The following is a 12,582-nucleotide window of genomic DNA, read 5'->3' on the forward strand; positions in this document are numbered from 1 at the left end:
GCACCGTTGAACGAAACAAAATATCTAGGGAGCTTCAACAATGAAACGTCGCGATTTTATCACTAAGGCTGGGCTTGCTGGCGTTGGCGGTGCTGCTACCGTTGCCGCAGCATCGTCCTTCCCGAAACCGGCCCTTGCACAAGAGCGCATCGAGATGGTGATCGTCTCGACCTGGGGTCGCGATTTCCCGGGTCTCGGCACCAACGCCCAGCTGATGGCCAAGCGCCTCGGAGATGTTTCCGACGGCCGCATTCAGGTTCAGTATTTCGCCGCTGGCGAGCGTGTCGGTGCATTCGACTCGTTCGACGAAGTCGCTTCCGGTAACGCGCAGGCCTATCACGCCGCCGATTACTACTGGAAAGGCAAGCATCCGGCCTGGGCGTACTTCACGTCCGTTCCGTTCGGCCTCACCGCCAGTGAAATGGGCGCCTGGATCCATCACATGGGTGGTCAGGAACTGTGGGACGAGTTGGCCGGCGAATATGGCCTCAAGTGCCTTCCGGCTGGTAACACCGGCGTGCAGATGGGCGGCTGGTTCAACAAGGAAATCAACAGCGCCGACGACCTCAAGGGCCTGAAGATGCGTATCCCGGGCCTCGGCGGCGACGTCATGGCCAAGCTGGGCGCCTCTCCGGTTTCCCTGCCGGGCGGCCAGATCTATGAAAACCTTGTTTCCGGCGCCATCGAGGCAACGGAATGGGTTGGCCCGTGGAACGATTATGCGATGAAGTTCTACGAAGCCACCAAGTACTACTACTTCCCGGGCATGCATGAGCCGGGCGGGTACGATTCCCTCGGCATGAACGCCTCCTGGTGGGGTACCCTGAGCAAAGCCGATCAGGCTCTCATCACCGCCGTTGCTCACCAGACCAACGACTGGATGATGGCCGAATATAACGCCAAGAACGGTGAATACCTCCGCAAGCTCGTTGACGAGCAGGGTGTTGTCGTCAAGGAATTCAACGACGACGTCTATGACGCGTTCGGTGGAGCTGCCCAGGAAGTGTTCGAGGAAACGAAGGCGCACAGCGATCTCGCGCTCCGCGTTCACGAGAGCTTCGAGAAGGCCCGCAGCGCAGCTGGTGGCTGGCTGAAGCTTGCCGACATCGGCTACTCCCAGAAGCGCAACCGGGTGCTTGGCCTCTAAACTCAGCGTTTTCCTAACGCGTGCCGAGGCGGGGTTCCTGAATCCCGCCTCGGTCTTATAAGAGATTTCAAGAAATGTCCGAATCAACCAACGTCACCGGGTTTCCCCCTGTCGGCGCGAGCTATCAGACGCCTGTATCCGCATTGACCCGCACATTTTGCTGGGCAAGCGTTGCTCTGACCCTGATGTTCATCGTCAACAATTACCTGATCTTCTGGCTGGATTGGCCCGGCTTTCTGACGCTCGTCGACCATCTGGCGATCTTCGGTCCGAGCAGTCTGAAGAAGCCGCTGGACAGCAGCGCGCAGCTCCTTGGCTGGCTCCAGGCCGCGAGCTACCTCGCCTGCATCGTCGGCGCTGCGCTCTATACCAAGCGCACCCCAGACAGGCCCCTGCGCCTAGACTCAAAGGTCATGGTGGACATTGCCGCCTATATCGTACGCGCGGCCTTCTGGGCCGTGATCTTTGTCGGCCTTGCAGACATGATCATTTCCTTCCTCCGCGTTGAGGGACTCCTGCCGACGATACTCGGCGACGAAATGGCAACCGCTCTTGGCCGCTCCCAGTTTCGCGGCTCCTATGTCCACATCCCGCTGGTGCTGGTTGGTGCGCTGGTGGCCTGCTTCACCCGCTCGCTCGGCTTCACCTGGCTCGCGCTCCTTGTGGTGGCCGCGGAGCTGGGGATCGTGCTCAGCCGGTTCATCTTCTCCTACGAGCAGGCGTTCCAGGGTGACCTCGTCCGTTTCTGGTATGGCGCCCTCTTCCTCTTTGCCAGCGCCTACACGCTGTACGAAGACGGCCACGTCCGGGTGGATGTGTTCTACGCGGCGCTCACGAGCCGTATCAGGGGACTGATCAATATTTGGGGATCGCTACTGCTCGGCATGTCGCTTTGCGTCACCGTCATGACCATTGGCATGTGGAGCAAGTCGGCAATCATCAACAGCCCGCTGCTGAGCTTCGAAGTGTCCCAGTCCGGCTTCGGCATGTATGTCAAATACCTGATGGCCAGTTTCCTCGGAATCTTCGCCGTCACCATGATGATCCAGTTTGCCAGCTACATTCTGGAAAGCCTCGCCGATTATCGAGACGAGCCCGGCCGACGCGAAATCGGCGGGTCCTCCGCACATTAAGACCTGAAAAGCGAACCTGACCGATGGAACTCGTATTCCTCCTCCTGCTTGTCGTGCTCATGGCCGGCGCTCTTGCATCCGGTTTTCCGGTTGCATTCGCGCTTCCGGGCTCCGCAATCATCACCATTGGCCTGGCGGCCCTTTCCGGCGAGATATTCGCCGGTGATGCCGCTGCCTATTTTGCACAGGGCGGGCCCGTCAACTGGCTGACAGCTGGCGTGACAAACTTCCGGGGCGTTTACTGGGAAGTCGAACGGGACACACTCATAGCGATCCCGCTTTTTGTCTTCATGGGCATCATGCTTCAGCGCTCGAAAATCGCGGAAGACCTTCTGGTCGCCATGGCGCAGCTGTTCGGCCCGATCCGGGGCGGTCTTGGTATCTCCGTCGTGTTCGTGGGCGCACTGCTCGCGGCAACGACCGGTATCGTTGGCGCAACCGTGGTTGCGATGGGACTGATTTCCCTGCCGGCGATGCTGCGAAACAACTACTCACATTCGCTCGCGACCGGCACGATCGCCGCGTCCGGGACGCTCGGGCAGATCATCCCGCCCTCCATCGTCCTGATCATTCTCGCCGATCAGCTATCGAGCGCGGTCGACCAGGCAGGCATGGCCCGGAAAGCCTACTTCAAGGAAACAACCGGCGAATTCTCCATGCCGAGCTCCTTCGGTGTCGGCTCGACCAGCGCCGGTGACATGTTCATGGGCGCCCTGTTGCCGGGTCTCGTCCTTGTCGGCCTCTATATGGCCTACATCCTGATCGTCGCGTTCTTTAAGCCGAAGATCGCGCCGTCCGTTCCGTTCGAAGGCAAATACGACCGCAAGTTCGTGGCAAACGTCCTGCTTGCGCTGATTCCGCCGCTGACACTGATTTTTGTCGTCCTCGGATCCATCATCACCGGCATCGCGACCGTCAACCAGGCTGGCGCAATCGGCGCTGTCGGTGCCATGGTCATGGCCGGTTACAGGCTCTATGACGGACGTAGGGGCGCCTTCTATCCTGCCATTCTGGCGATGACATCACTCATCGTCATCCTGGTGCTGAACAGCATTCATCCGATCAATATCAGGAATGTGCAGACGTCGGCCGATACACTGGCGGTCGTGATCGCCGTTATCGCCGTCGCCATGTTCCTCGCCGGCATCATCTGGAGCGGCATCCGCACCTACCACATTGACGACACCCTGCGCGGTGTGATGGTGGAGACGGCCAAAACCTCGGCTCTGGTCTTCATCATTCTGCTCGGCGCTGCGATGCTGACGGCGGCCTTCCGGGCCTTCGGCGGCGAAGAACTGGTGCGTGAATTCCTCACCGGCCTGCCTGGCGGGTTCTGGGCCCAGTTCATCATCGTCATGGCCGTGATCTTCGTCCTCGGTTTCTTCCTCGACTTCATCGAGATCGCCGTGGTCGTGGTTCCGATCGTCGCCCCGATCCTACTTGCAGATCCCTCCGCCAACATCACGGCGGTATGGCTCGGCGTCATGATCGGCATGAACATCCAGACCTCGTTCCTGACACCGCCTTTCGGCTTCGCGCTTTTCTATCTGCGCGGTGTCGCACCGGCTGCGGTCAAGACGCTGTCGATGTACAAAGGCGTGATCCCGTTCATCTGCTTGCAGCTTTTCGCCCTCTTCATTGTCGGGATCGCACCGCAACTGGTGAACTACCTGCCGAACAGGATGTCCCTCACCTCGGAAAGCGCGCCGCCGCCGAAGAATCCCCGGCTGCAGGCCTGTGTCGAAGATTATGTCTTCGCGACATTCTCCGAGACGGGTGGCGATATCCGGGCCGCTATTACCGATGCGAAAACCTGGGATATTACGAATCTGCCGAAATCTGTGCAGAAAGATCTCGAGAAGAGCTTTGCTTCGGCGGAAAAGTCTTTCTCCGCACTGGATGAGGCCTTCGCTGCAACTGCCGCTATCGAGGCTGCCGCAGTGGATTACAGACCGCTGCACGTCTCCGTCCGCACCATCCAGCGGGATATCGGCAAGCATGCTGATGAAATCGAAGCTCTTGAGCAGGAAGTCAGCAGCCTGAAGCGGCAGAAAGATGCGAAGCCGGGCCAGATCGAGAAAGCCATGGCCAAGATCGAACGCCTCGCTGCCGAAAAGGCCGAACTGGAGAGTGAAATCCCCGCAAACTGGGAGGCGGACCACAAAGCCTTCACCAAGGTTCTTGCCTCGGAGAAGAAGGCACGCCTGAGCTATCGGAGAACTGTGGACTCAGCTTACGAGCCGATCCAGGTGCTCCGGGCAACGATCCAGGACGCCGATGCGCTGGCTGCGCTTTCCGCCGATATCGATGCACTTGCACAAGCGGTGACCGATCTCGAGCCCAAGCAGGCCGAAGAGGCAATCAAGGAGGTCGAAGCAAAGATCGGCCGCATCGTCGAAGCGGGCTCCATCCGCTCCGCGGTCAGCAAGGTACGCCGAGCCATCAAAGGCAAGTCGCCCGACCCTGAAAAGGCATTGGGTGAGCTCCAGAAAGCCAAGGCGCTGTACGATGAGGAAGTGACCTGGCGTCAGACGGCGAAGCAGTCGATCGGCGCCAAGCTGGGCGAGTATGACGCCGCCATCCGCAATACGATTGGCCTGCGTCTGCAAGACCGCCTGCCGCGCGACGCGGCACTGGATGTCGCCGCGTGCCAGTCCGATCACGTGGACATCTCGCTTCACTTCTAGAACGCTCCCGCAAGGGTTCGAACGAAAGCCGGGGAACCTAGTGTTCCCCGGCTTTTTCTTTTCCAGAGACCGTGTCGGTTAGCCGCAACACGTTCGAACGCACACAGACCGTTATCGAACCGTCATAAAACGAACAGTATTTCCGCAACAGATCGCCTCTAGCTTTCGCCTCGCATTCATTTGAACACCTCATGCGAAGGCAAGTCAGTGGCTCCCAACATTTCTTCGAACGCTTCCAAGCGCCGGGCCGAAATCACCGAACTGGTGCGGGCCGCCGGTTATCAGTCCATCATCGATCTCGCGGACCGGTTTGCCGTTACCGAACAGACCATCCGGCGGGATGTGAACCAGCTTTGTGACAGCGGTTTGCTGCGCCGCCGGCATGGCGGGGTGGAACTGCCCTCTCCGAACACGAACATCGATTTCGACCAGCGCATGATCCTGAACGCAGGGGCCAAGGCTCGGATCGCCAGTGCCGTGGCAGCCCGCATCCCCGATGGCGCCTCGATTGCCGTCAGCATCGGTACAACTCCGGAGATGGTCGTACGCGCCCTGCGCTCCCACACCGGATTGCGGATCGTCACCAACAATATCGCCGCAGCACTGACAGCGAGCGCCAACCCGACCTTCGAAGTCACCATCGCTGGCGGGCGTATCCGGTCCGAGGGACGCGATGTGCTTGGCCAGCAGGTCGAACAGTTCTTCTCCGCCTACAAGGTCGACTTCGGCCTTTTCGGTGTCGGCGGTGTGGATGCGGACGGCAGCCTGCTGGACTTCACCGAAGATGAAATCCGGGCGCGCGAGACCATCAGTCAGAACTGCCGGACCAAGATCGTGGTTCTCGATCACACAAAATTCGGACGCGCGGCCTATGTGCGCGGCGGCCATATCTCCGATCCCGAACTGGTTTTCTGTGATGGCGAGCCACCCGAGGAAATCAGCGCCATGATCCGCGATGCCGGACATGAGTTGATTACCGACGGTAACGACGCAGCCGCACTCGCCCTTCTGCCCGATCTCGCGGAAGCCGGGGAATGACCGGAATTTCCGTTAAGGGACTGACAAAACGCTGGGATACGGCGACAGCTGTCGACGACGTCTCTTTTGACGTTGAACCCGGCTCGTTTGCGGTCCTCCTTGGTCCGTCGGGATGCGGGAAATCCACCATCCTGAGATTGATCTCGGGTCTGGAGAGCGCCAGCGCCGGAACCATCACCATTGGCGGCAAGGATGTTACCGCGCTGCCTCCGGCAGAGCGGGATCTGTCGATGGTTTTCCAGTCCTATGCGCTGTTTCCGCACCTGACCGTCGCCGAGAACATCCTGTTCGGTCTCAAGGTCCGCAAAATAAGCACGCGCGACCAGCAACATCGGCTCGAACGTGTGGCCGAATTGATCGGGCTCTCCGCCCTACTCGATCGGCGTCCCAACCAGCTTTCCGGCGGCCAGCAGCAGAGGGTTGCGCTCGGGCGGGCGATCATCGCCGAGAAACCCGTCTGCCTGATGGACGAACCTCTCTCGAACCTGGACGCCAAGCTGCGGCACGAGATGCGGGTGGAGATCCGCGCCCTGCAGCGCAAACTCGGCATGACCATGGTTTACGTCACACATGATCAGGCCGAGGCCATGGGTATGGCGGACCGCATCATCCTGCTGAAAGACGGCCGGATCGAGCAGAACGCCACACCGGCGGAAACCTACCGTAAGCCTGCCACAAGCTTCGCAGGGCGCTTTATCGGCACACCGCCGATGAACGTGCTCGCGCTTGACTGGAACGGCAACGATGCCCGTTTCCATGGGCAGAATGCAGGAACCACGGCTCCCATATTTTCCGGCAAGCCCCAGACGCCCGTGTCTATCGGCATTCGGCCGGAGGAAATCAGTTTCAGCGCGAGCAGTCCGTGCCGGGCGACGGTTGAGACTGTCGAATATCTCGGCGCCGATACGCTGGTCGATTGCCGCATCGGCAGCGAGCGTCTGACCGTGCGCGCCCGGAATGCCGACAATCTCAAGACAGGCGCCGATGTCGGCCTCTCCTGGCCGCGCGACGCCGTTCACCTTTTCGAAGCCGCCTCTGGCAGGCGGCGGGACGATCTCCTGATCGGTGCGGACGCATAGCGCGAGCACCGGCCAGGAATTGGAGCCCACCCCGTAGGGCCCCGGAGCATGCCGGACGGGATCCGTTCGGCAATCAGTTCAGACGAGAGGACTTGAAAGCGATGCACTTCACGAAAAAACTTGGGATCGGCGCCGTCGCGGCCGCGATGTCGCTCTCCCTCGCCGGCACGGCCCAGGCCGTTGACCTGCAGTTCTTCTTCCCGGTCGCCGTCGGCGGCAAGGCAGCGGACACGATTGAAGCCCTGACCAGTGAATATGCCGCGGCCAACCCGGACGTAAAGATCGACGCCGTCTACGCCGGCAGCTACCAGAACACCGTCACCAAGGCACTGACGGCAGCGCGCGGCGGTCAACCGCCGCAGCTGTCTGTGATCCTGTCGGTCGACATGTTCACCCTGATCGAGGAAGAAGCCATTGTCGCATTCGACGATCTGATCAAGACCGACGAAGACAAGGCCTGGCTGAAAGCCTTCTATCCCGCCTTCATGGAAAACAGCCAGACTGGCGGCAAGACCTACGGCATTCCGTTCCAGCGCTCCACTCCGGTGATGTACTGGAACAAGGAAGCCTTCAAGAAAGCCGGTCTCGACCCAAACACCCCTCCGGCGACCTGGAAGGAACTGGTCGAGTTCGGCAAGAAGCTGACCGTCAAGGACGCCTCCGGCAACGTGACCCAGTGGGGCGTGCGCATCCCGAGCTCCGGCTTCCCCTACTGGCTGTTCCAGGGTCTGACGACCCAGAACGACGTCATCCTGGCCAACAGCGACGGCAACAAGACCAACTTCGCCGATCCGAAAGTGATCGAAGCCCTGCAGTATCTCGTCGACCTCAGCACCAAGCATGAAGTCATGGCACCGGGCATCATCGAGTGGGGCGCCACCCCGAAGGCCTTTTTCGAGGGCGAGTCCGCCATCATGTGGACCTCCACCGGCAACCTGACGAACGTCCGGACCAACGCGCCGTTCGATTTCGGTGTGGCCATGCTTCCGGCCAACAAGCGCCGCGGCGCGCCGACCGGTGGCGGGAACTTCTACATCTTCAAAGACTCCACAGACGCGCAGAAAGCGGCCTCGCTTGACTTCATCAAGTGGATCACCGCTCCGAAGCAGGCCGCCAAATGGTCCATCGCGACCGGTTATGTCGCGCCGCGCGCCGACGCCTGGGAAACCGCCGAGATGAAGGCCTATGTCGCCGACTTCCCGCCGGCACTGGTCGCCCGCAACCAGCTCGAATATGCGGTTGCCGAGCTCTCCACCTACCAGAACCAGCGTATCACGAGCATCTTCAATGACGGTCTCGAAGCCGCCATTACCGGCAAATCCTCGCCGGAAGAAGCAATGAACGATGCGCAGCAGAAGGCGGACAAGATCCTCAAGGACTACCGCTAAAACTTCGGGACCCGGCGGGGGGGGTTGGGCCCCCCCCCGGTCTTTTTTTCGACCACCGAAAGCACCGCGCGCCATGGGCCCCACAGCAAAAAGAACCTGGATTCATGCCTGGCTGTTCCTGAGCCCGGCCATGATCCTGCTGATTGCCTTCACCCACTATCCCGCTGCTGTCACCCTCTTCCACAGTTTCTTCTCCACTCCGCGCGGCAAACGTTCGGCGAAGTTCGTCGGCCTTGAGAATTACGAAACGCTGATCGCGGACGACACGTTCTGGACCGTGCTGGTCAACAATCTCTGGTACGCGCTTGCCACCATCCCGCTTTCGATCGGGATTGCCATCGCCATGGCGCTCTGGGTCGATAGCAAGCTGAAGGGCCGGTCCTTCGTTCGGATGGCCTATTTCACCCCGACCGTGCTGCCGCTGATCGCTGTCGCCAATATCTGGATGTTTTTCTACACGCCCGGCTTCGGCCTGATCGACCAGATCCGCGGCGCCTTCGGTTTCGCGCAGCAGAACTGGCTCGGCGATCCGGAAAGCGCGCTGAATGCCGTCATCGTGGTGGCGATCTGGAAGGAAGCCGGTTTCTTCATGATCTTCTATCTGGCCGCGCTTCAGACCATCCCCACCTCCCTCAGGGAAGCCGCTGCGATCGAGGGGGCCGGTCGCTGGTACTTCTTCCGCCGCGTCACCTTCCCGCTGCTTATGCCGACCACCCTGTTCGTTTCTGTGAACGCGATCATCAACTCGTTCCGGCTGGTCGACCATATCTTCATCATGACGGAAGGCGGCCCGGACAATGCCAGCTCGCTGCTGTTGTTCTATATCTACGAGACCGCATTCCGGTTCTGGGACACGGCCTATGCCTCGACCCTGACGGTCGTTCTGCTGCTGATCCTGTTCACCGTGGCCATCGGCCAGTTCCTGCTTCTCGACAAACGGGTGCATTACCGATGAGTGCCGCCAGAGCCTTCCGCTTCGACTATGACCGGGCGCTGAACACAACAGCCGCATGGGCACTCGCCCTCGTCTGGTTCGCCCCGCTGATCTACGCCGTCTGGACAGCGTTTCACCCGACCGAATTCTCCACCCGGTTCGTGCTGACAGCACCACTGACGCTGGAGAATTTCGTCGCCGCCTGGAACGCCGCCCCCTTCGCCCGCTATTTCCTCAATACAGTGTTGCTGGTGACGTCGATCCTGATCGGCCAGTTCGTGCTCTGCACCCTTGCCGCCTTCGCCTTTGCCCGGTTCGAATTCCGCGGGCGGGACACCGTCTTCGTGCTGGTGCTGCTGCAGCTTCTGGTGATGCCGGATATTCTGATCGTCGAGAATTACCGGACCATGCGGTTTCTCGGTCTGGTCGACACCATCCTCGCCATCGGCCTGCCCTACATGGCGTCCGGCTTCGGCATCTTCCTGCTGCGGCAGACCTTCAAGACCATCCCGAAAGAGCTGGACGATGCCGCCCGGGTCGAGGGTGCCGGGTTCTTCACCATTCTGATGAAAGTCTATGTGCCGCTGGCCAAGCCGACCTACCTCGCCTACGGGCTGGTCTCGGTCAGCCACCACTGGAACAACTTCCTGTGGCCCTTGATCATCACAAATTCGGTCGAGACACGGCCCGTGACGGTCGGCCTCAGCGTCTTCGCCTCGACCGACCAAGGCATCGACTGGGCCGTCATCACCGCCGCAACGCTAATGACCTCCGGCCCACTACTGATCGCCTTCCTGCTCTTCCAACGGCAGTTCGTTCAGAGTTTCATGCGGGCCGGGATCAAGTGAAGGCGGACAGCCGCGCAAACCGAGGGCAAGCTAAAATGTCGCGTGTCAGCGCACGAGGTGCCGTAGAATTATTCGGGTATGGTTAGCGTGTAAACTTTTCCTCGGACAGTCGTCCGGAAACAGGAGAACCGATCATGGCCACTATGAAAGCTGCTGTCGTCACCCAGTTCGGAAAACCACTGGACATCCGGGCGGTGGAAAAGCCGGAAGTGTCCCGCGGCAAAATCGTCGTGAAAATCGAGGCGTCGGGCGTTTGTCATACAGACCTGCACGCGGCGAAAGGCGACTGGCCCGTAAGACCCAATCCGCCTTTCATTCCGGGACATGAGGGCGTCGGTATCGTTGCCGAAGTCGGACAGGACGTTACCGGCATCAAGGAAGGCGACCGTGTGGGCGTGCCGTGGCTGCACACCGCCTGTGGTCATTGCCGCCATTGCTGCGGCGGCTGGGAGACATTGTGCATCGATCAGCAGAACACGGGCTATTCAGTCAATGGCGGCTTTGCAGAATACGTCCTGGCCGATCCGAATTATGTCGGCCGCTTGCCGAACGCCCTCTCCTTCGCGCCCGCAGCACCGCTGCTGTGCGCCGGCGTCACCGTCTACAAGGGCCTCAAGGAAACCGAAGCTAAACCGGGCAGCACGGTCGCAATTCTGGGCATCGGCGGGTTGGGGCACATGGCCGTGCAATATGCGAAGGCCATGGGCCTGCATGTCATCGCGGTCGATATCGCCGATGAAAAGCTCGCACTGGCCAAGAAGCTCGGTGCGGATCAGGTGATCAATGCAGCAACGACAGATCCGGTTGCCGAAGCACAGAGCGGCGGCGGCGTCGAAGGTGTGCTTGTAACTGCCGTCTCCACCTCTTCCTTCTCCCAGGGGCTCGGCATGCTGGCGCGGGGCGGCACCATGAGTCTTGTCGGGTTGCCGCCGGGCGGATTCGAGCTGCCGATCTTCGACGTGGTTCTGACCCGCAAGACCATTCGCGGCTCAATCGTCGGCACCCGGAACGACCTCGCTGAGGCGCTCGATTTCGCCGCGGAAGACAAGGTCGCGGCGCATTTCACCACCGAAACGCTCGACGACATCAACTCGATCTTCTCGCGCATGGAAAAAGGCAAGATCGATGGCCGGATCGTGATGGAAATCTAAGTCACGGGAGCAAGCGCGACCGGACCTGAAGGGGTCAGGGCACAACCTTGCCCGGATTCATGATCCCCTTCGGGTCGATCGCCTTCTTGACCGCCTGCATGAGGGCGATTTTCGAGGGCGAGCCGTATTTGACCAGATACGGAAGCTTTTCCGAGCCTATCCCGTGCTCGGCGGAGATACTGCCGCCAAGCGCGACCGTGCTTTCGTACATGCGCTCGGAGAGACCGGGCTGCTTAACCTCCCATTCCTCGTCGCTCATGCTTGCCGGCTTCCGGGCCGTGTAATGGATATTCCCGTCGCCCATATGGCCGAAGCAGTTGAAAGTCAGCCCCGGCACATACGCGCTTAAAGCGGCCTGCGACTGATCGATGAAGGTCGCCACCTTGGAAACAGGGACCGAGATATCGCCGGCCATACGCGGGCGACCGTCACGGCGTCCGGCTTCTGCCTGCTCTTCCCGAATCCGCCACAGATCCCGGCGCTGCCCTTCGCTCTCGGCGATTACACCGTCGGTCACCCAGCCGTTCTCCATCGCCTCTTCAAAGATTGCTTCCAGCTTGGCGCGGAGATCGTCCAGCGGGGACGGTGTCGCCATCTCCAGCAGCACATACCAGGGAGACGAAGCGGACAGCGGATCGGTGATCCCCTCGATGTGCTTCAGCACCAAGTCGAAAGCTGCACGTGGCATGATCTCGAAGGCGAGGATCGTGTCGCCGGATAGCTCGCGCGCGCTCGCCAGCAGATGCTGTGCCTCATGCGGAGATGGTACTGCCAGCATCGCGGTCTCACGCACGCGCGGCAGCGGCATCAAACGGAAAGCCGCAGCAGTGACGATCCCCAATGTGCCTTCGGCGCCAATGAACATCTGCTTCATGTCATAGCCGGTATTGTTCTTGCGCAGCGTTTCCAGCCCGTCGAACACGGAGCCGTCCGGCAGCACCGCCTCGATACCGAGGATCTGCTCCCGGGTGTTGCCGTATTTTATCGTGTTATTGCCCCCGGCATTGGTGGAGAGCGTGCCGCCAATCGTGCTGGAGCCTTCCGACGAGAGCGAGAGCGGGAACAGCCGCCCCGCGTCCGCTGCAACCGCCTGCATGTTCTGGATAACGCAGCCTGCTTCCGCGATCATCGCGTAATTCTCTGGGTCAAGAGAGCGCACGGCCGTCAGACGGTCGGT

The 12,582-nt window shown here is 60.6% G+C and carries 10 protein-coding genes; 9 read left to right on the top strand and 1 reads right to left on the bottom strand.

All coding sequences use genetic code 11. The annotated features are described in order from the left end of the window. Nucleotides 1–40 precede the first annotated feature (40 nt). The 9 genes from IG629_RS05555 to adhP all read left to right on the top strand — a co-directional run bounded on the left by IG629_RS05555 (nucleotide 41) and on the right by adhP (nucleotide 11,405). Nucleotides 41–1,147: a TRAP transporter substrate-binding protein gene (locus IG629_RS05555; RefSeq protein WP_193170967.1), complete on the top strand. Its 1,107-nt coding sequence runs from the start codon at nucleotides 41–43 to the stop codon at nucleotides 1,145–1,147. Nucleotides 1,148–1,221: 74 nt separating this feature from the next. Further along, nucleotides 1,222–2,280: a TRAP transporter small permease subunit gene (locus tag IG629_RS05560; protein ID WP_193170968.1), complete on the top strand. Its 1,059-nt coding sequence runs from the start codon at nucleotides 1,222–1,224 to the stop codon at nucleotides 2,278–2,280. A 23-nt stretch (nucleotides 2,281–2,303) separates the two neighbouring features. After that, complete coding sequence (locus IG629_RS05565) at nucleotides 2,304–4,967, top strand: TRAP transporter large permease subunit (RefSeq protein WP_193170969.1); 2,664 nt, start codon at nucleotides 2,304–2,306, stop codon at nucleotides 4,965–4,967. Nucleotides 4,968–5,174: 207 nt separating this feature from the next. Further along, entirely contained in the window at nucleotides 5,175–6,005 is an 831-nt protein-coding gene (locus IG629_RS05570) for a DeoR/GlpR family DNA-binding transcription regulator (RefSeq protein WP_319025018.1), read from the top strand. Further along, nucleotides 6,002–7,084: an ABC transporter ATP-binding protein gene (locus IG629_RS05575; RefSeq protein ID WP_193170970.1), complete on the top strand. Its 1,083-nt coding sequence runs from the start codon at nucleotides 6,002–6,004 to the stop codon at nucleotides 7,082–7,084. The genes IG629_RS05570 and IG629_RS05575 overlap by 4 nt, the downstream gene beginning before the upstream one ends. 101 nt (nucleotides 7,085–7,185) lie before the next feature. Then, nucleotides 7,186–8,472: an ABC transporter substrate-binding protein gene (locus IG629_RS05580; protein WP_193170971.1), complete on the top strand. Its 1,287-nt coding sequence runs from the start codon at nucleotides 7,186–7,188 to the stop codon at nucleotides 8,470–8,472. Between the two features lie 73 nt (nucleotides 8,473–8,545). Then, nucleotides 8,546–9,427: a carbohydrate ABC transporter permease gene (locus IG629_RS05585; RefSeq protein WP_193170972.1), complete on the top strand. Its 882-nt coding sequence runs from the start codon at nucleotides 8,546–8,548 to the stop codon at nucleotides 9,425–9,427. Further along, nucleotides 9,424–10,254: a carbohydrate ABC transporter permease gene (locus IG629_RS05590; protein ID WP_193170973.1), complete on the top strand. Its 831-nt coding sequence runs from the start codon at nucleotides 9,424–9,426 to the stop codon at nucleotides 10,252–10,254. Before IG629_RS05585 ends, IG629_RS05590 begins: the two co-directional genes overlap by 4 nt. Nucleotides 10,255–10,388: 134 nt before the next feature. Then, the gene (gene adhP, locus IG629_RS05595; protein ID WP_193170974.1) at nucleotides 10,389–11,405 is read left to right on the top strand and encodes an alcohol dehydrogenase AdhP; all 1,017 of its coding nucleotides are present in this window, start codon (nucleotides 10,389–10,391) and stop codon (nucleotides 11,403–11,405) included. A 34-nt stretch (nucleotides 11,406–11,439) separates the two neighbouring features. On the opposite strand, the gene IG629_RS05600 is transcribed toward adhP, so the two are convergent. Further along, nucleotides 11,440–12,582: FAD-binding oxidoreductase (locus tag IG629_RS05600; protein WP_193170975.1), on the bottom strand; the 1,143-nt coding region annotated here is incomplete at its 5' end.

Source organism: Nisaea nitritireducens (assembly GCF_014904795.1).
GTDB classification, from domain to species: Bacteria; Pseudomonadota; Alphaproteobacteria; order Thalassobaculales; family Thalassobaculaceae; genus Nisaea; species Nisaea nitritireducens.

Bases quoted from the DNA above. Each gene is read 5' to 3' on its own strand.
- IG629_RS05565 (WP_193170969.1), top strand. From the start codon at position 2,304: ATGGAACTCGTATTCCTCCTCCTGCTTGTCGTGCTCATGGCCGGCGCT.
- IG629_RS05555 (WP_193170967.1), top strand. From the start codon at position 41: ATGAAACGTCGCGATTTTATCACTAAGGCTGGGCTTGCTGGCGTTGGC.
- IG629_RS05575 (WP_193170970.1), top strand. From the start codon at position 6,002: ATGACCGGAATTTCCGTTAAGGGACTGACAAAACGCTGGGATACGGCG.
- IG629_RS05580 (WP_193170971.1), top strand. From the start codon at position 7,186: ATGCACTTCACGAAAAAACTTGGGATCGGCGCCGTCGCGGCCGCGATG.
- IG629_RS05590 (WP_193170973.1), top strand. From the start codon at position 9,424: ATGAGTGCCGCCAGAGCCTTCCGCTTCGACTATGACCGGGCGCTGAAC.
- IG629_RS05585 (WP_193170972.1), top strand. From the start codon at position 8,546: ATGGGCCCCACAGCAAAAAGAACCTGGATTCATGCCTGGCTGTTCCTG.
- adhP (WP_193170974.1), top strand. From the start codon at position 10,389: ATGGCCACTATGAAAGCTGCTGTCGTCACCCAGTTCGGAAAACCACTG.
- IG629_RS05560 (WP_193170968.1), top strand. From the start codon at position 1,222: ATGTCCGAATCAACCAACGTCACCGGGTTTCCCCCTGTCGGCGCGAGC.